Origin of the sequence: Streptomyces sp. NPDC021096 (assembly GCF_040641275.1) — a bacterium.
Taxonomy (GTDB): Bacteria; Actinomycetota; Actinomycetes; order Streptomycetales; family Streptomycetaceae; genus Streptomyces.
The window spans coordinates 32,948-48,241 of the sequence record NZ_JBFADG010000016.1; the positions used below are offsets into that span (position 1 = coordinate 32,948).

The following is a 15,294-nucleotide window of genomic DNA, read 5'->3' on the forward strand; positions in this document are numbered from 1 at the left end:
CCCACACCCCCATGCGCTATAGAGCACGCCGCGAAGGAGGAGGTTCGAGAAACACAGCACCGAACGATCCTGGACCACGCCACCACAAATCCGGAAACCCACCACCAAGATCACACAACTGAAACGCCTACCCACCAGCGCAAAAGCACACCCTCGTCACTGGCGAAGAAACCCGAACACCCCAGTGACGCCCTCCCCGAACCTCACAGCCTGGGCCTATGGCTGGGTGACGGGCGTGATGCTCAGAGCGTGGAGGGGCCTGCGGGCTGTCGCGGGCAGGACTTCGAACCATGCCTGTTCACCATCCAGGTAGCGGTACGCGCTCCTCCAGTTGCGCTGGCCCGCGTCGGCGATCTCGACGACGCCGCCCGGCGCGTCACCGCCCGCACCAAGGCCGTGATCGCCGTCCACCTGTGGGGGCTGCCGGAGGACATGGACACGCTCGTGTCCTTCGCCGACCAACACGGGCTGATGCTGCTGGAGGACGGCTCCCACGCGCACGGCGCCACCTGGAGCGGCCAGCGCACCGGCGCCTTCGGCACCGCCGCGGCATTCAGCCTCAACGGGCCCAAGCCTCTCTCGGCCGGCGAAGGCGGCTTCGTGGCCACCGACGACAGCGAGCTGTACTACCGGGTCCTGCTGCACGGCCAGTACAACAAGCGGTGCCGCCTTGAGATCCCCGCCGACCACCCGCTCGCGCGCTTCGCGGTAACCGGCATGGGGCTGAAACTGCGGATCCACCCACTCGCCGCCGCCCTCGCCCACGCCCATCTCCCCCGCCTGGACGGCTATCTCGCCGGGCGCCAGGCCATCGCGGCCCGCATGTGCGCGGCCCTCGACGACGTGCCGGGCATCCGGGTGCCGCACGTGCCGGTCTCCGCCCGGCCGTCCTGGTACGCGCTGCCCCTGCGCTACAAGCCCGCCGAGCTCGGAGGGCTGCCGCTGGAGCGGTTCCTCGACGCCGTCCACGCCGAAGGCGCCACCGCGGCGGACCGGCCAGGCTCGATCTGCCCGCTGGGTACTCATCCGTTGTTCCAGGCCCCCGGGGCTCTGCTGCCTGGCTACGCTGACCGCCAGGGCCCCGTCGCCGACGCCTTCCCGGCAGCGGAGTATGTGCACGCCACGACCTTGAAGCTGCCGGTCTGGCACCGCGAGGAGGAGGACGCCTGCCTCGCCGGCGCCTACACCGCGGCCATCACCAAAGTCGCCTCCTACGCCAAGGATCTGCTGTGAGTTCCCTCGACACCGCTCTGCTCGACGACCTGGCTCGCACCGCCGAACGCGACGGCATCACCAAGACCGTCGTCGGCGCCGTCATCGCCGACAACGACGGCAAGGTCCTGCTGCTGCACCGGCCGGCCGACGACTACCTCGGCGGACTGTGGGAGCTGCCCTCCGGTGGCGTCGACGCCGGCGAAACCCTGATCGAGGCCCTGGGGCGGGAGGTCGCCGAGGAGACCGGGCTGACGGTCACGGCCGTCGGTGGCTACCTTGGCCACTTCGACTATCGCTCCGGCAGCGTCCGCGCTACCCGCCAGTTCAACTTCGCCGCCACCGTTACAGGGGAGACGGTCACGCTCACCGAGCACGACGTGCACCTGTGGGCCGACCACGCCCAGCACAACCGGGTCTCCAGCGCTGTCCAGGCCGTCCTCGACACCTGGCGCCGCCTGGCTGCCTGACCGGCTCCGAGCCTCGACCGGGCCTCGGCCGCACTCTCTCGGAGGACAGCTGCGGGCCCTATGTCGGCGGGACTGGCACGTGGCCCGATCCGGCAGGGGCCGCCGCTCCCCGTGGCGGCGGCCCCGTCGCCCGTCCTGGCTCAGTGCAGCCGGGTTGCGGCGTAGGCCTCGATGGCGGCCCGCTGGTACGTGGCCAGGCCTGGCGCGATCGACTCGTATGCCGCGTGCCAGTGCTCGTTCTCTACGCAGGTACGCCCGATCGCGCGGTACTCCTCGGCGGTGGCTGCGCGGATCCGGGCCAGTGTCCGGTACTGGGTGTCGATCTCGGCCTGTACCTCATCGGCGTTGGCGGGCTTACCGGTGGCCAGTAGCTCGGCCAGCCGGATCATCTGTGCTGTGCGCTCGCGCTCGTCGGCCTCGATCTCGGCCTCGGTCCATGCCGAGGTGTGCTGTTCGATGGCCCCGACCAGGTCCGGGAAGTCGTGCAGGACCTTCATGCACCGGGCGGGCCCGATGCCCTCGAACAGGTTCTCCGGTCGGCTGATGGTGATCATGTCTGTGCCGTCCTTCCTGGACTGCTCCAGTTCGGTGATCGTGCGGGCGACGGTGCCGGCCAGGGCATTCAGCCGGTCGCGCTCGGCGAGCAGCCGACGGTGGTGGCCCCGCAGGGCCTGCAGCTCGTCGACCTGTGCGGCCAGGATCCGGTCGATTTCAGGCAGTCCCAGGCCCAGTGCCCGCAGCACGAGGATCTGCTGCAGCCGGAGCAGTTGGCGCTGCTCGTAGTAGCGGTGGCCGCCTGTGCCGATCCAGGCCGGCGGCAGCAGGCCGATCTCGTCGTAGTGCCGCAGTGTCCGCGCCGTCACACCCGACATGCGGGCGACCTCCGCGATCGGCCAGGCCATCGCCTTCCCCCACGGATTGCTTGACCGGGCCGGAATCTCCGGCCCTGTTCAAGACGGTAGAGGTTTCCGCTGCGGCAGGTTCAAGCCCGGCTCTCGGCTTCTTACGCGCCGATCGGCGGCCGCACGGACGGTGATCACGATCGGCCTGCCCACAGGACCCGACGCTGTCGGAAACTCGTGGACATTCTCGTCCGGTCCCGACGGCGCCGACGCCCCCGGCTCTCCCCTCAACCAACCGCCAGCGAAACAAATGTCAAGATCACCAAGTTGCCTTCGAAACACAGACGCCGGGGCGCAGTAATGCCTTCGAATCAGCCAGGCTTGTCTCCGCCCCGGCCTCTTGGCGCAGACTGCCCAGGCCGAGCGCCGGGCCAGCGGCGTGGCGCCGGTAGGGGCGGCCGGGAATGCGGGAGGGCCCGGATCCCATCGGATCCGGGCCCTCTTCAGCAGTAGCGGGGACAGGATTTGAACCTGCGACCTCTGGGTTATGAGCCCAGCGAGCTACCGAGCTGCTCCACCCCGCGTCGGTGATCCCCACAGTACGCCATCACAGCTGGTGTCGCGGACCACTTTTTGCCGGGGCTGGTCTTCTAGGCGGCGAAGCCGACGTTGGTGACGTACTCGTACTGGCCCCACTGCGAGCCCAGGTCCGGGAGCACGTCGATGGTCCACGCATCGTCCAGACCCTGGTGGTCGCCTACCGCCCACGCGCCGACGATCTTGTCCCAGCGGCGCACGTTCATTGTCCGGTACTCCAGCATCCGCTGCAGCGGTCGCGGCACCTGCGACTGGTTGAGCGGGTGGATCTCTACCCGGGTCCCGCGTCCGTCCCGGTTCAGGCGCTTGAGGAGGTGGCGGGCGACGTTCTGGCGGCGCACCGCTCGGTACGCGGCGTCGATCTTGGCCAGGTTGGCCTTCGACGGCGACCGTTTGCCTTCCAGCCACGCTTTCAGCGTGCGGTCGGTGACCGTCAGGCCGGCGTCCTTGGCTGCCTGGCGGCTCTTGGCCGACTTCGTCAGGTAGTGCAGGCGCGCTATCCAGCCGCGCTTGGCGGTCACCGGAGTCGCGATGCCGCCCGCGAGCTCGTCGAGCTTGCGCGCGACGGCGTCGCTGCCTTTGATGCCGCGGGCGCCGAACTTCCCGAAGTCGATGTTCTTCTCCGGCACTACTCCTCTCCCTCCCCTTCCGTTCCGGCGGTGTACGTGTCCTTGACCTTGACCTCGGTAACGCCCCGGCCCTCGGGGAAGACACTGCGCCAGTCGCCGATGACGTGGAGTTCGTCGGTGCCCATCGCGCGGACGACCGTCAGGCCCTCGTCATGGGCCTTGAGCGCTTTGAGCCACAGGTTGGCGAACGCCTGGGAGCGGATGATGTGCATCCAGTCCGGTCGGTAGAGCTCACGGTTGTAGTTCGACTCCCCCATCGTCGAGACGAACTTGGAGTACATCGCCTTCACGTACTCCAGGGTCACCTCGTCGCCCTGCTCGATCGCGGTGTCGCGGGCGTCCTTGAGAGCGATGCGGAACTTCTCCAGAAGGTTCTCCGTGGCGCCGGAGGTGTACGACTCGTGGATCTGCGGGGGTGCGCACAGCCCGTACTTGGGGCCGGACAGGCGTAGCAGGAGGCGCAGGGTGGGTTCGGTGACCCACAGGGGGCCTGGTTCGTCGCGTTGGCCGATGGGGTTGGGCAGTACTGCCTCGTGTTCCCAGGGGGGTGGGGTGATGAGGTGTACGCCGGCGCGGCGGCGGTCGTGGGTGAGGCCGGTGGAGTGCTCGAGCTGGCCGAGTGGGAGGTGGGTTTTGAGGGCGGAGAGGTAGGCGCCGTTGATGTCGAGGGCGGTTACCTGGTGGTGGCCGGGGGGGAGTTCGGGCCGGGTCCATTTGGGGCGGGCTTCCCAGATCTGGTCGGCTCCGCGGGAGGTCTGTTTCTTGAGGATGTCGGGGATCCAGGGGTGGGCGATCACGTCGTAGCGGGCGCCCTTGCGGGTCTCGTCCAGCAGTCGCATCGCGTCCGGGATCGCCCGTTTCAGCAGCGTTGCCGTGGCTGTTTCCATGTCGCCCTGGTGCTGGGCTAGTGCGGCCTGCACTGCCTGGCCGATCAGGTCTTCGGGGGCGGGCGGTTGCTGGAATGCGCGGCGCGTCGTTCGCGTTGTGTGCGCCGTCGCCGTCGCTGTCGGCTTGCCGGTGGCAGCGGTGGTCTGGCAGTCGGCCGGGTGGAGGTGCTGGGCGAAGCCCGCTACCTGGGTCGCGGCCGGGTGGCCGCAGAGCACGCACGGCTCGGGGGTGGCGAGGACCTCCTCCTCGTCGCCGTCGGCGTCTTGTCCGGGGGTCGGGGCCGTGGCAGGGGGCTGGGCCGCGTCCGGCTCGGCAGTGGGCGGTGCCACCGGGGCGGTGTGGGTGGTGAGCTTGGCGGCCAGGCCGTCCAGCAGGTACGCGTACTTGGTCCGGGTTTCGCCGGCCGGGTCGCGGCCGCTCTCCCATGCGGTGACCGTGCTGGGGCTGACCCCGAGCGCGCGTGCCACCTGTGCCTTGGACAGCCGGGCTTGTTCCCGCAGTTCCTGGCGGATTCCGGGAGCGGGCAGTGTGGCTTGCGGGCCGACGCCCTTGAGCAGCGAGTCGATCGCGTCGAAGTCGCTCACCGGCCGGCTCCCTCTTCCTCGTCTGCGCCGCGGCGCCGGGCGGCGGGCAGTGCCTCGCATGCCCGGGTCGGGCCTGCCAGCAGGTCCAGCGCGGTGATCCCGTAGTGCTCGGCCAGGACGTCGGCGTCACGCAGGCTCCAGGAGGTGGCCCCGGACTGCCGGCGGGAGACCTGCGTCTGCGTCAGTCCGAGCACCGCGGCGATCGCCCGCTGCGACTCCCCCGTCGCCTGCATCAGCGCGGCCACCGTCAGCCGCAACGACTCCTCCAGACCCAATCCCATGCCTTCATCATACCCGAAGTGATGCAATATTCGCATCAAGCAATCCTTTAGGGCATCAGAAAAGCGTATGCCGGCTCCCTCTTGGACACGGGACACAGGCGGTCCGCTCCAGCTGCCCACGCGCGCCGCCGGCCATGTCAACTCCCCAAGTTTCGGGATGTCCGGGTGATGCGTGGTCAGGCCATAGTCGGATGCGTGCCAAGAGCTTGTCGAAACTCCAGTAATGCAGCGGTTTCCGCAATTCGGGTTTCCGGGTCAAGCCGACTCCCGATCACATCAGGAGCGTGACATGCGAAGAAGGTTTCAGCGGCTGCTCGTGGCCGGAGCCGCCATCGCGTCCGTATGCGGCCTGGCCGGTGCCGCTCCCGCATCGGCGGCGCCGGCCTCTCAGGAGCGTACGGCCTCGGCTCACGCCGCGAATCCCTACATCTACGGCTACTACCGGCTCTACAGCGACTGCGAAGTGGTCGGCATGTACGGAGTGGCGAACCGGGTCTGGCGGGGCTACGTCTGCGACAACCGGTACCTCCCGGGCTACATCGCGCTCGTAGTGATTCCGTGAACGCATCGCCAAACAGACGTCCGCGCTCACCAGGGGTGCGGGTCGGAGAAAGGACACGCGATATGACGAAGGACCAGTACCAGGTTCCGGCTCTCGTCGAGGTCGGCGAATTCGGTGAACTGACCACCGGGCTTTTCGGGATATTCCCTGACGGTGGTGCCCAGTTCTTCAAGCGCAACGACTTCTCCAGCTAGATGATTTCGGTGGTGTCCCGGGCCCTGCCGGTCCGGGACACCACCGATTCCGTGACCTCCTGATGCCCCGCTTGAGGGGACCGAGTGGAACAGGTGTGGATATGAATCGGGGACAGGGCTGGTTCGTCGTGCTTCCCGACAGTGCCCAGGCCGCCTCGGCAGCCGGGATTCTCGGTGCACAGGCAGGCCTTGAGGTCGAGTCGCACCGCTCCGGCCGCCCATGGCTGGTCGGGCAGTGGAGCCAGGACGAATTGACGGTGACCGCGGCAGGATCCGGCCGTGTGGCCCTGATCGGCGACCACCCCCCACTGGCACCTCACCGGGCCGAGTCGTTACGCCGGATCCGTTCGGCGGACGAGCTGGAGCGCATCGCGGCCGGTATACCGGGCTGTTTTCACCTGGTGTCCTCACTCGGTGGCCGGGTACGCGTGCGGGGCACCGCATCGGGCATGCGGCGGATCTACTACGCGCGAGCCGGCGGTGTGACCGTGGGATGCGACCGGGCGGATGTCCTGGCCCAGGCCGTGGGCGGGACGCTCGACGAGGACGCGCTGCTCCTGCGGCTGCTGGAACCGGCGGTGCCCCATCCGTTCGGCGGGCGTCCGCTGTGGCGGGAGGTGTCCGCTGTCCCCGAAGGCCACTGCCTGGAGCTGGACCCGGAAGGCGGCCGGCGGGTCGCACGGTGGTGGTACCCGCCAGAGCCGTGCGTCTCCCTCGAGGAGGGGGCACCGAAATTCGCCGAGGCTCTCGCCGAGGCGGTCGCGGTGCGCACGGCCGCCGGCACAGTGGTCAGCGCCGACCTCTCCGGGGGCCTGGACTCCACACCGGTGTGCTTTCTCGCCGCGCGCGGTCCCGCGAAGCTCGTCATGTTCACCCAGGCGGGGATCGACGCGGGCCACGAGGACGCGCTCTGGGCGCGCCGGGCGGCGGCGCACCTGCCGGACGCCGAGCATCTGGAGATGGAGCCGGGCAGGATGCCTGCCTTCTACACCGGGCTGCTGACGGCCGGGCAGGGATTCGACGAGCCCGCCCTCGGCGGCCGGATCCGCGGCACGCACACCGCACTCGCCCGCATGATGGCAGCGAAGGGCTCCCGGCTGCACCTGACCGGCGAAGGCGGCGACCAGGTCGTCCAGGCGCTGGACTCCTACGTCCATGACACCCTCCGCACGCATCCCAGAGCCGGCCTGCGGCATCTGCGCGCGCTCTCCGCCGAATGCCGGTGGTCACCCGGCGCCGCGATCAGGGCGGCCGCCGACCGGCGGTCGTACCGGCGGTGGCTCACCGATGCCGCGGCCGGCATGGGCCCGATGCGCCTGAGCGACCGGACACCGGCATTCATGGGGTGGGACATGCCCCCGACGCTGCCTCCGTGGATCACCGCGGAAGCCCGTGAACGGCTACGGCATCTGATCCGCCACGAGAGCGGTGCGGTGATCCCGCTCGCCCCCACCCGAGGCCGTCACATGGCACTGGCGCAGATCATCTCCTCGACGCGGATGTGCCGTCAGATCGCCCGCTTCACCGCACATGCGGGCCTCCCCTTCCACTATCCGTTCCTCGACGACAAGGTCATCGAAGCCTGCCTGGCCGTACGGCTGCACGAGCGGACCACACCGTTCGTCTTCAAACCCCTCACCGTCACCGCGATGCGCGGCACCGTCCCCGACGAGCTGCTGGCCCGGCGCAGCAAGAGTGAGTTCTCCAGGGAGATCCACAGCGGCCTCGCCTCCCGGCGCCCGGAGCTCGGCGAGCTTCTCGCCGACTCCCATATGGCGCGCCTCGGGCTGGTCGACTCCGGCGTCCTGCGCCGGGCGGCGCTCGTGCTGTATCCGCCTCAGCTGTCCGTCTCCTACCTGGAGATGACGCTGGCGGTGGAGACGTGGCTGCGCGCCCACACCACATCCGCAGTGAAGGGCGGACAGTTTCGATGCTGAGCCTCAGGCAGGACATCTCGGTAGTCGCTGTCGACGACGGCATGGTGCTGCTCGACGAACGTACCGGCCGTTACTACCAGGTCAACGGCAGCGGTGCCGTCGTGCTCGGCGTGCTGCTCGAGGGGGGCGGCGAGGACGAAGCCGCCGATGCCCTCACCGAACGCTACGACGTCTTAAGGGAGCGGGCGCTCGCCGACGCCGCGGAGATCATCCGCCGGTTGCGCACCACCGGACTGGTGACGGCATGAGCGCACAGACCTCCGCCGGCGGGCCGCTGCGCATCCCGGTGCACCGCCGTGCGCTGCCGGTACTCGCGGTCGCCGCCGGCCACCTGATCGGGCGGCTGCCACCGCGCAGGATCCGCAGTCTGCTCGGCGTCTTCGCACGCGGCGCCAGGCCGGCCGGATACGCAGAAGCCAGCAGCGCGCGCCGGACGGTGACCGCGGTCAGCGTGCGCTGCGCGGGCGAAGGCTGCCTGCCGCGTTCCATCGCTACCGCCCTGCTCTGCCGGGTCCATGGTTCGTGGCCGACCTGGCACGCGGGGGTACGGACGATTCCCTTCCGGGCCCACGCATGGGTCGAGGCAGAAGGCCGCCCCGTGGACGAGCCCCTCTCCACCACTCAGATGCGGCCGGTTCTCACCGTCGGGCCGGGGCGTGGGCACGTACACGAGGGCACCGGCCTGCGGTGAGGACGGGGAAGCCGTGCCCGCTCGGCCCCCGTCCTCCCCGCGGTCCGCGTCCCGCCCGGTGTCCAAGGTCGATTGTCAGTGGTGGGTGAGAAGCTCGGGGCATCGAGTCGGAAACAGGGGGAGCTGCCATGTCCGGTAAGCAGAACTACATCAATCACGTTGCTCTCGTGCTGGATGCCAGTTCGTCCATGTCACACCTGAGCCGTAAGGTCGTCGAGGTCGCCGACCAGCAGATCGCCTATCTGGCGCGCCGGTCGGAGGAGCTGGACCAGGAAACCCGCGTCACGGTGTACGTCTTCGCGGACAAGGTGGAGTGCGTCATTTACGACAAGGACGTGCTGCGGATGCCGTCCCTGAAGCAGTTGTACCGGGTCGGTGGAATGACGGCTCTGCTGGCGGCCGCGTTGAAGTCGCAGCGGGAGCTGGCGCAGACGGCTCAGCTGTACGGTGACCACAGCTTCCTGACGTTCGTTCTGACCGACGGGCAGGAGAATGCCAGTCATCGTTGTCTGGATGCGCCCAGCAGGGATCAGCGTGAACTGGTGCGGGCTGTGGCCGAGATGATCGAGACGCAGGACGACAACTGGACGCTGGCTGTTCTTGTGCCGGACCAGATGGGCAAGCGCGAGGCCATGCAGTGCGGTTTCCCGAAGGACAACATCGCCATCTGGGACGCCACGAGCACACAGGGTCTGGAGGACGCCGGTCAGGTCATCCAGGAAGCCACCGAAAAGTTTATGGTGGGCCGCTCCCAGGGCATCCGGGGATCGCGGGCGGTGTTCTCCACGGGGGCAGAGGCGGTCAACAAGGACACCATCAAGGCGGCCGGTCTCGCCCCGGTGGATCCGTCGGAGTACCAGCTGATTCCGGTGGCTCGCGATGCGGCCATCCGGGAGTGGGTCGTCGAATGCGGGCACACGTACCGCACCGGTTGTGCGTTCTATCAGCTGAGCAAGTCGGAGAAGGTCCAGGCGCGGAAGCAGATCGCGGTGCTGGAGAAGAAGACGGACCGGGTGTACACGGGGCCGGAGGCCCGGGCTCTGCTCGGTCTGCCGGACGTGGAGGTTCGCGTCAAGCCGGACCACAACGACGACTTCACGATCTTCGTGCAGAGCACCAGCGTGAACCGGAAGCTGGTGCCGAACACGCGGCTTCTGGTGATGAACTGACGCCTTGGGAGTCCCGCCGGTCCGGCTGGTGGGACTCCCCTCGCGTTGGGCGGTCAAAGCTCCCGGCTGCTACCGGAGGTCACTGCTCGAGGTGCCAGTTCTGCTCCGCGGGGTCTCCGCCGGCGCACGTCCAGAGGGTCATCCAGGTGCCGTTGCCGAAGTTTCCGCCGTAGTTGGTCAGGCACTTGTTGGAGTGCGAGGTCTTGATGTTTCTGTGCTCGGCCACGGCGGACTGGTCGAAGTCCTGGCTTTCGGCACCGGTGCAGGGCCACAGCGTCAGGACCGCGCCGTTGGAGTAGATCCGGTCGCCCTCCGGGGTCAGGCACTTTCCGCTGACCTCGTGCACGATCCTGTCGCCGCGCCAGACCCAGTTCTGCAGGTCACTGCCGTTGCAGTCCCACAGGGTGAGGCGCGTTCCGTTGGCCGTGCTGTTTCCCGTAGGGGTCGCGCACTTCCATGCCCCGGACGGCGTGACGTTGAACAGCGGAGCGCCGGGCATGGTGCTGGCCTGAGCCGAGGAGATGCCCGGCAGAGAGAAACCGAGCAGCATTGCGGCCGTAGCAGCAGCGCGAATGGCGCGAGTGCGCATGAGTACACGTCCCCCTAGAGATGATCATTTGGTCTGACGCTGACGCTAGGCCCCCGGCAGCGCGCGGGGATGTGCGGGGCGTGCAGGATTTCTCAACACTTCATGCATCGCGGCGTGCAGGCCCTCGAGGCCGGGGGCGGAGCCGGTCGTGCTCCTGCCTGGGGAACTCCGTCAGCTGTGGCTGATAATCGATGCCACGGAGTATGTGCGTATGGGGGGAATTTCAGGGGATGTTGGATGTATCGGCTGCCGCCGTGTCCTGTAGAGGCAGGTTCGAGTGGTTCTGTGACACGGTGTCCAGTGACCTGATGCCGGTCAGTCTCAGTGCCCGGCACACGGACGACTTCCAGGCGAAGATCACTGACCTGGACCTCGGCGCGGTGCGGTTGTCGCGCTTCACTTTCTCGCCGGTGCTCTCTCGCCGCACCTCGGCTCACCTGCGCAGGGGCGATCCCGGGCAGTACCAGCTGGCGTTGGTCACACGAGGCTCCTTCAGGATCTCCCAAGGCCACCGCGAGAGCGTGACCGTCCGGGACCTGGTGCTGACGGACACCTCATGCCCGATGGAGAACGAAGGCGCCGGCATCGACGGGCAGGTCGAGGCGGTCGTGCTGCAGATTCCCCGTTCGGCCCTGCCGCTGCGGCCCGAGAGCGTCGACGCTCTCCTTGCACGGCGCATCCCGGCCGACAGCGGAACACCGGCGGTCCTCGGCGACTTTCTGAGCACGCTGATCACCCAGGCCCCCAGCTGCCGGCGCTCGGAATTGGCCGGACTGGGGTCCATCGCTCTGGACCTGGCGACCGCTTGCCTCGCGCAACAGCTCGGCAGCCCTCACCAGGCGCCGGCCGAAGCGCGGGCCCAGGAGATGACGCGCCGCGTCGTGCGTTTCATCGACAACAACCTCGGCGACCCGGACCTGACACCCCAGACAGTCGCCGACCGGCACAACATCTCCCTGCGCTGCCTCTACGGCCTCTTCCGTGACCAGCCCGTGAGCGTGGCGGCCCGCATCCGCCAAGGGCGGCTGGAACGCGCTCGTGCCGACCTTGTGCGTCCGGAGTCGATCCGCCAGCCCGTGCAGACGATCGCGTTCCGCTGGGGCTTCTCCAGCGCCACGGCGTTCAGCCGGGCCTTTCGCGACGCGTACGGCATCACCCCCACCGAACACCGCGCGGCCGCTGTGCATCGGATCGCACGCCGTACGGGGTAGGCGTCGAGGAGCCGCCGCCGTGCCGGGCGGGGCGTACGGCCTACAGGAGGGCGTACGAACTCGCCCGGTCGTTCATCGCATCCCCGGCATAGGGCGTGGAGTCGCGGTACTCCTGGTGCGTGCCGGTCTGGTGGGGGTCGGCCCACGGTTCGATCCAGCAGGCGACGGGGATGACCGAGCTGATCCTGTCCGCCCAGTCGGTGAACTCGCCGGCGTAGTCGCGGCCGTTGCCGCTCTGGCATGCGTTGCCGTTGCCGGCCAGTTGAACCCTGGACAGCCGCCTCGCGGGCTGTGACCGGTGGCCACGCCACCTGGCCAGGGCCTGGCGGCTGGTCCTCACGCTGTGTTTGGTTCTGCCCGGCGGCCGCGGCGCAGCTGATGGCCTGCCGCGCGGATGCCCGCGATGCCGCCATCGGCCGTTCCGGTGGTCTCGGCGGTGGCCTGTCGCGTGCCGTTCCGTTCGAGGCCGCCTGCCTGGTCTTATCGCCTGGGATGACGTGCCATACGAGGCGACAGACCGGTCGTGGTGATGCGTCACGGACGGCGCCCGCGAGGGAGGGAAGATGGCGGCCCCATGAGCACGGACGCGCATAGGCACTGGCTGGACCTCCAGGTCCACTGCCCCGGCGACGTCCCGCCGGCCACGCCGCTGATGTGGCTGGCCGAGAAGCATCAGGCGCACGCCGACCGGCTGACCGACCGTCTGCTTCCCGCCGGCTCCGCGCACGGGGTCGAGCGGGCCAGCGCCGCCGACGCCCTCGCCGTGCTCGCGCTGCGCGAAGCCGTCCGCCGCGAGATGGAGTACGGCCGTGGCGCCCACCTCCGCGACGCCCTGCAGCTCGGCGCCAGCTGGGGTCAGGTCGCCGCCGCCGTCGACCTGACCCCTGACGAGGCCCGTGCGCTGCTGCGCGCCTGGGCGGACGGTCAGCGCCACCTGTACACCGCGTCCGAGGAACGCGGCGAGCAGCCGCTGGGCCTCAGTGCCGGGCAGCACGCCGCCGTTCTGGCCCTGACCGGGCTCGGCGACGACGAGCACATTGCGGTGGAGGGCGGGCGATGACGGACGCCACGTAGTCCGGGCTCCAGGAGCTACCGCCGGGGGCGGTGCCGGCATGCCGAAGGGCCGGTTTGGCCTGTGGTGAATGATGAGGTCGTGATCTCCGAGGAACGCGCCGTCGAGCTCGTCGAGTCCTTGCTGGCCAGAGAGCTGCCGACCTGGCCATGGCAGGGGCCCGCCCCCACGCCGGACGTCTACCACGTGCAGGAACGCGCGGTCGGCTGGCTCGTCTTCTGGCGCTCGGCGGAGCAGGCCCGCGCCCGTGACGTGCGCGGCAGCTTTGTCGGCGGCCACTACCTGGTGGACCGGTACGACGGGAGCATCCACTACGTGCCCGCCGTGTGGGGGGAGGACGAGGGCTGGGAGGAGCAGTACCTCCTGCAGACCAAGGGCATCAGGCCGCCTGATCCGCTGGCCTGTGCTGTTCGCGCGCTCGTGCGCTCCGCCGGGGTCGTAGCCGCGATGAGCCACCTGCGTAGGCAGGCCCCGCGACTGAGTCTGCGGGAAGCCAAGGCCTACGTCGCGGCCGTTCGGGACGGGGCCGAGCCACCGGAAGATCTGGCGGTCCTTACCCGGAGAGAGCCGAAGTGGCCGCTTCTGCCCATCGAAACGCTGGCCGGTCCGGTTCAGTAGGGGTCCGGCTGAGGGCGAGGCCGAGACCGTATCGCTGGTCTACTGCGGGCGCAGCCGAGCCCCTCGGCGAGTCAATCGTAGGATCGCTCGCGTGACAGAGATCGACTACGGACGTTTCCACCAGTGGCTGCACGAGGCGCGCAGTGCGAGCACGGGCCGCACTGTGGAGGGTGATGCGCGCTGGGAGCTGTTGCGCCGGTTCCAGCAGGAGTGGGGGTACGAACCCGTCGGCGCACAGCGGTGGGAGCGGGAGGAACCCGATGCCCACAAGGAGTACGTGTCCGGGCTGAAGGCCGAGCTGTGCGATGCCGCCGTGGACGACGGGCCCGGCGATGTCGACCGTTCGCTGGCGATACCCGCCGCCCTGGACCAGTGGTGGGACCTGCCGTTCAACTCCTTCGCCGACCGGGCGGAGCTGTACGAGACGAATCCGGTCTGGCCGCCCACCGTTCGTCCGGACCCCACCGGCTACGGCGTCTGCGACGGTCTGCCGCGGGAGAACGTCTTCGTCGGCCCGGACGAGGACTTGCGGGTGTGCGTGTTCATGGCCGAGAACCAGTACTGCAACGAGTGGGGTTACCCCGCGGCCCGCAGTCACCTCGCCGACCCGCCGGTGCTGGTCTCCGCCCGGGACGACGACGAGAAGCCGGCGTGGCTGCTGCAGAGCCACTCGGTCTCGGAGTTCTTCCTGCACCTGGCCGTCACGCGGCTGCCCGCCCACTACGGGTGGACTGTCGAGGAGGGAGACCTCGGCCCGCAGGAGGTGGCCCGGTTGCGGGAGCGGCTGCGCCCGATGGGGCTGCTGCCGTGGCGTGAGCTGGGGGCCCGTACCGAGTTCTTCGGCGGGCCGGACGTCATCGTGGCCCACAACACCGGTTACGGCGACTTCGGGCTCGTCGCCTATGGACGCACGGAGCAGGCGCTGCGACGGCTCGCCGGGACGCTCGGCGTGGACTGGTCCGAGTGGATCTGTGAGCCGGAAAGCCATCGCGAGGACCGCTGAGGCCCCGCGCCCCGCCGCTGAGCCGAGGGGGGCGGGGCGAAGCCGTGTTCGCGGTCTGTGTTTCCGTCGATGGGCGGGAGCGGCGCGGCCCGGGTAATCGGCAGAACGACCGATGTGTTGGAAGATCTTGGAATCTACGTTGGCCGCATGCAGTCACTGAACATACCCAAGCCGATCGAGACCGGCGACGCCCCTGAGATCACCCGCACTCTGGCCCGTGCCTTCGGGGATGACCCGATGATGCTGTGGCTCTTCCCTGACGCGGAAGGGCGCCAGGAGCGCCTGGCCCAATGGTTCGACGTGATGCTCACGCACAAGTACGGCCCGCTGGGTCACTGTGAACGCACCGATGCGGCAGCGGCCTTCTGGACGCCGCCGGGCACGGCCGAGCAGCACCCGGACGAGGACACGCTGGCCCGTATCAACGGGCTGTTGGGCGAGCATGTGGCCCGGCTGGGAGAGATGCTGGAGCTGGTCGGCGAGGCAGCGCCCCGGGAGCCGCACTGGTATCTGGCGGTGCTCGGCGCCGATCCGGCGGCCCAGGGCAGCGGCCACGGTGCTGCCCTGCTGCTTTCGGGCCTGGCCAAGGCGGACGCGGCCGGGCTGCCGGCACACCTGGAATCGTCGAAGCACGCCAACATCGGCTTCTACGAGCGATTCGGGTTCACCGTGCGGGACGAGATCCACGTACCCGGGGGCGGCCCGACGCTGTGGTCGATGTGGCGGAAGGCGCGCTGAGGCGGCT

19 protein-coding genes and 1 tRNA gene are annotated in these 15,294 nt (G+C 69.2%); 13 read left to right on the forward strand and 7 right to left on the reverse strand.

The genetic code is table 11. The features are described 5' to 3' along the window. Positions 1-249 precede the first annotated feature (249 nt). Both AB0G59_RS20285 and AB0G59_RS20290 read left to right on the forward strand, forming a co-directional pair. Complete coding sequence (locus AB0G59_RS20285; protein ID WP_360913399.1) at positions 250-1,233, forward strand: DegT/DnrJ/EryC1/StrS family aminotransferase; 984 nt, start codon at positions 250-252, stop codon at positions 1,231-1,233. Then, positions 1,230-1,682: an NUDIX domain-containing protein gene (locus AB0G59_RS20290; protein ID WP_360913401.1), complete on the forward strand. Its 453-nt coding sequence runs from the start codon at positions 1,230-1,232 to the stop codon at positions 1,680-1,682. The genes AB0G59_RS20285 and AB0G59_RS20290 overlap by 4 nt, the downstream gene beginning before the upstream one ends. 140 nt (positions 1,683-1,822) lie before the next feature. Here AB0G59_RS20290 and AB0G59_RS20295 read toward each other — a convergent pair whose 3' ends face one another. The 5 genes from AB0G59_RS20295 to AB0G59_RS20315 all read right to left on the reverse strand — a co-directional run bounded on the left by AB0G59_RS20295 (position 1,823) and on the right by AB0G59_RS20315 (position 5,503). Continuing rightward, positions 1,823-2,584: a MerR family transcriptional regulator gene (locus tag AB0G59_RS20295; RefSeq protein WP_360913403.1), complete on the reverse strand. Its 762-nt coding sequence runs from the start codon at positions 2,582-2,584 to the stop codon at positions 1,823-1,825. A 450-nt stretch (positions 2,585-3,034) separates the two neighbouring features. After that, positions 3,035-3,108 (reverse strand) — tRNA-Met (locus AB0G59_RS20300). 66 nt (positions 3,109-3,174) lie between these two features. After that, positions 3,175-3,750, reverse strand: a complete 576-nt coding sequence (locus tag AB0G59_RS20305; RefSeq protein ID WP_360913405.1) for a transcriptional regulator — start codon at positions 3,748-3,750, stop codon at positions 3,175-3,177. Continuing rightward, a complete protein-coding gene (locus AB0G59_RS20310) occupies positions 3,750-5,222 on the reverse strand; it encodes a helix-turn-helix transcriptional regulator (protein WP_360913407.1) in 1,473 nt (490 codons plus the stop codon). Before AB0G59_RS20310 ends, AB0G59_RS20305 begins: the two co-directional genes overlap by 1 nt. After that, positions 5,219-5,503: a helix-turn-helix transcriptional regulator gene (locus AB0G59_RS20315; RefSeq protein ID WP_360913409.1), complete on the reverse strand. Its 285-nt coding sequence runs from the start codon at positions 5,501-5,503 to the stop codon at positions 5,219-5,221. The genes AB0G59_RS20310 and AB0G59_RS20315 overlap by 4 nt, the downstream gene beginning before the upstream one ends. A gap of 289 nt (positions 5,504-5,792) precedes the next feature. Here AB0G59_RS20315 and AB0G59_RS20320 point away from each other — a divergent pair, with 289 nt between their 5' ends. From AB0G59_RS20320 to AB0G59_RS20345, 6 genes are all read left to right on the forward strand, one after another. Next, complete coding sequence (locus AB0G59_RS20320; protein ID WP_360913410.1) at positions 5,793-6,065, forward strand: hypothetical protein; 273 nt, start codon at positions 5,793-5,795, stop codon at positions 6,063-6,065. Between the two features lie 62 nt (positions 6,066-6,127). After that, a complete protein-coding gene (locus tag AB0G59_RS20325; protein WP_360913412.1) occupies positions 6,128-6,259 on the forward strand; it encodes a lasso RiPP family leader peptide-containing protein in 132 nt (43 codons plus the stop codon). A 101-nt stretch (positions 6,260-6,360) separates the two neighbouring features. Then, positions 6,361-8,196: an asparagine synthase-related protein gene (locus AB0G59_RS20330; protein WP_360913414.1), complete on the forward strand. Its 1,836-nt coding sequence runs from the start codon at positions 6,361-6,363 to the stop codon at positions 8,194-8,196. After that, the gene (locus AB0G59_RS20335) at positions 8,190-8,444 is read left to right on the forward strand and encodes a lasso peptide biosynthesis PqqD family chaperone (protein WP_360913416.1); all 255 of its coding nucleotides are present in this window, start codon (positions 8,190-8,192) and stop codon (positions 8,442-8,444) included. Before AB0G59_RS20330 ends, AB0G59_RS20335 begins: the two co-directional genes overlap by 7 nt. Then, the gene (locus AB0G59_RS20340) at positions 8,441-8,887 is read left to right on the forward strand and encodes a lasso peptide biosynthesis B2 protein (protein ID WP_360913418.1); all 447 of its coding nucleotides are present in this window, start codon (positions 8,441-8,443) and stop codon (positions 8,885-8,887) included. Before AB0G59_RS20335 ends, AB0G59_RS20340 begins: the two co-directional genes overlap by 4 nt. A 128-nt stretch (positions 8,888-9,015) precedes the next feature. Next, positions 9,016-10,056, forward strand: coding sequence for a vWA domain-containing protein (locus AB0G59_RS20345; protein WP_360913420.1), 1,041 nt, complete (start codon positions 9,016-9,018; stop codon positions 10,054-10,056). A 79-nt stretch (positions 10,057-10,135) separates the two neighbouring features. On the opposite strand, the gene AB0G59_RS20350 is transcribed toward AB0G59_RS20345, so the two are convergent. Beyond that, a complete protein-coding gene (locus AB0G59_RS20350) occupies positions 10,136-10,555 on the reverse strand; it encodes a ricin-type beta-trefoil lectin domain protein (protein WP_177337792.1) in 420 nt (139 codons plus the stop codon). Between the two features lie 320 nt (positions 10,556-10,875). Here AB0G59_RS20350 and AB0G59_RS20355 point away from each other — a divergent pair, with 320 nt between their 5' ends. Then, on the forward strand, positions 10,876-11,856 hold the full coding sequence (locus AB0G59_RS20355) for a helix-turn-helix domain-containing protein (protein WP_360913544.1): 981 nt from the start codon (positions 10,876-10,878) through the stop codon (positions 11,854-11,856). Between the two features lie 40 nt (positions 11,857-11,896). Here AB0G59_RS20355 and AB0G59_RS20360 read toward each other — a convergent pair whose 3' ends face one another. Continuing rightward, positions 11,897-12,196 (reverse strand): hypothetical protein, encoded by a 300-nt coding sequence (locus AB0G59_RS20360; protein ID WP_360913422.1) that lies wholly within the window; start codon positions 12,194-12,196, stop codon positions 11,897-11,899. Between the two features lie 234 nt (positions 12,197-12,430). On the opposite strand from AB0G59_RS20360, the gene AB0G59_RS20365 reads away from it, so the two are divergent. The 4 genes from AB0G59_RS20365 to AB0G59_RS20380 all read left to right on the forward strand — a co-directional run bounded on the left by AB0G59_RS20365 (position 12,431) and on the right by AB0G59_RS20380 (position 15,287). Further along, a complete protein-coding gene (locus AB0G59_RS20365) occupies positions 12,431-12,916 on the forward strand; it encodes a hypothetical protein (protein WP_360913424.1) in 486 nt (161 codons plus the stop codon). 93 nt (positions 12,917-13,009) lie between these two features. Then, entirely contained in the window at positions 13,010-13,546 is a 537-nt protein-coding gene (locus AB0G59_RS20370) for a hypothetical protein (RefSeq protein WP_360913426.1), read from the forward strand. 91 nt (positions 13,547-13,637) lie between these two features. Continuing rightward, positions 13,638-14,549, forward strand: coding sequence for a hypothetical protein (locus AB0G59_RS20375; protein WP_360913428.1), 912 nt, complete (start codon positions 13,638-13,640; stop codon positions 14,547-14,549). Between the two features lie 147 nt (positions 14,550-14,696). Continuing rightward, positions 14,697-15,287 (forward strand): GNAT family N-acetyltransferase, encoded by a 591-nt coding sequence (locus AB0G59_RS20380; protein WP_360913430.1) that lies wholly within the window; start codon positions 14,697-14,699, stop codon positions 15,285-15,287. Positions 15,288-15,294 lie beyond the last annotated feature (7 nt).

What these genes read in the sequence shown, in the direction of transcription:
- AB0G59_RS20330 (WP_360913414.1), top strand. Translation starts at nt 6,361, where the DNA reads ATGAATCGGGGACAGGGCTGGTTCGTCGTGCTTCCCGACAGTGCCCAG.
- AB0G59_RS20320 (WP_360913410.1), top strand. Translation starts at nt 5,793, where the DNA reads ATGCGAAGAAGGTTTCAGCGGCTGCTCGTGGCCGGAGCCGCCATCGCG.
- AB0G59_RS20295 (WP_360913403.1), bottom strand. Translation starts at nt 2,584, where the DNA reads ATGGCCTGGCCGATCGCGGAGGTCGCCCGCATGTCGGGTGTGACGGCG.
- AB0G59_RS20380 (WP_360913430.1), top strand. Translation starts at nt 14,697, where the DNA reads ATGCAGTCACTGAACATACCCAAGCCGATCGAGACCGGCGACGCCCCT.
- AB0G59_RS20345 (WP_360913420.1), top strand. Translation starts at nt 9,016, where the DNA reads ATGTCCGGTAAGCAGAACTACATCAATCACGTTGCTCTCGTGCTGGAT.
- AB0G59_RS20315 (WP_360913409.1), bottom strand. Translation starts at nt 5,503, where the DNA reads ATGGGATTGGGTCTGGAGGAGTCGTTGCGGCTGACGGTGGCCGCGCTG.
- AB0G59_RS20350 (WP_177337792.1), bottom strand. Translation starts at nt 10,555, where the DNA reads ATGCCCGGCGCTCCGCTGTTCAACGTCACGCCGTCCGGGGCATGGAAG.
- AB0G59_RS20340 (WP_360913418.1), top strand. Translation starts at nt 8,441, where the DNA reads ATGAGCGCACAGACCTCCGCCGGCGGGCCGCTGCGCATCCCGGTGCAC.
- AB0G59_RS20325 (WP_360913412.1), top strand. Translation starts at nt 6,128, where the DNA reads ATGACGAAGGACCAGTACCAGGTTCCGGCTCTCGTCGAGGTCGGCGAA.
- AB0G59_RS20335 (WP_360913416.1), top strand. Translation starts at nt 8,190, where the DNA reads ATGCTGAGCCTCAGGCAGGACATCTCGGTAGTCGCTGTCGACGACGGC.
- AB0G59_RS20355 (WP_360913544.1), top strand. Translation starts at nt 10,876, where the DNA reads ATGTTGGATGTATCGGCTGCCGCCGTGTCCTGTAGAGGCAGGTTCGAG.
- AB0G59_RS20365 (WP_360913424.1), top strand. Translation starts at nt 12,431, where the DNA reads ATGAGCACGGACGCGCATAGGCACTGGCTGGACCTCCAGGTCCACTGC.